1 protein-coding gene is annotated in these 1,101 nt (G+C 62.5%); it reads right to left on the bottom strand.

The window, feature by feature from the left end:
- A partial coding sequence (locus tag ACR0DG_RS21435; RefSeq protein ID WP_480707337.1) for a xanthine dehydrogenase family protein molybdopterin-binding subunit occupies positions 1–1,101 on the bottom strand: 1,101 nt, incomplete at both ends.

Here is a 1,101-nt window from a genome sequence, read left to right as displayed (position 1 = left end):
TCACTGGCATGTCGATGTGATCGACAGCCTTGCCACCCGAGTTCATCGCATCCAGAACCGCATTGACCACCGCAGGCGGCGAGCCAATGGCCCCGGCCTCACCACAGCCCTTCACGCCCAAAGGATTGTGCGTGCACGGCGTCTGGCTGGAATGATCGACGCCGTAGAACGGCACGTCATCGGCGCGCGGCATCGCGTAATCCATGTAAGAGGCGCTCAGCAACTGGCCATTCTCGTCATAGGCGCAGTTCTCCAGCAAAGCCTGACCAATGCCCTGGCCGATACCACCATGGACCTGGCCATCCACGATCATCGGGTTGACGATGTTGCCAAAGTCATCCGCGGCGGTGAACGCCTCGATGCTGACCTTGCCGGTCTCGGGGTCCAGCTCGACCTCGCAGGCATAAGCGCCCGAGGGGAAGGTAAAGTTGGCCGGGTCGTAAAACGCAGTCTCCTCCAACCCCGGCTCGACCTCCAGCGGGTAGTTATGGGGCACATAGGCCGTCAGGGTCACATCGCCCCAGGCCACCGACTTGTCGGTGCCTGCGACGCTGAACTGACCGTCCTTCAGCTCGATATCGGCTTCGGACGCTTCCAACAGGTGGGCGGCGATCTTCTTGGCCTTGTCGATCACCTTCTCGGTGGCCTTGACCATGGCCGAGCCACAAACCGCCAGCGAGCGCGAACCATAGGTGCCCATGCCAAACGGGATCTTCGAGGTGTCGCCATGCACGATCTCGACCATCGACTCGTCGATGCCAATCATGTCGGCCACGACCTGCGGAAAGGCGGTCTCATGCCCTTGCCCATGACTGTGTGCACCCACCATGACGCTGATCGATCCGGTGGCATTCACCCGCACGGTCGCCGCGTCATAGAGCCCTGCGCGCGCGCCCAGCATGCCAACGATGTTCGACGGCGCAATGCCGCAGGCCTCGATATAGCAGTTGATGCCCAGACCGCGCAGCTTGCCATTGGCCTCGCTTGCCGCACGCCGCGCGGCAAAGCCTGCCAGATCGGCAGCGGCCTCCAGCTTGTCCATGGTCCCGTTGTAATCCCCGGTGTCATAGGTCAGCGCCACCGGCGTGTCATAGGGGAACT

It is taken from the genome of Ruegeria sp. BG8 (genome assembly GCF_056538325.1).
Note: the sequence above shows the minus strand (reverse complement) of the source record. Positions and strands in the feature narration are given on the sequence as shown.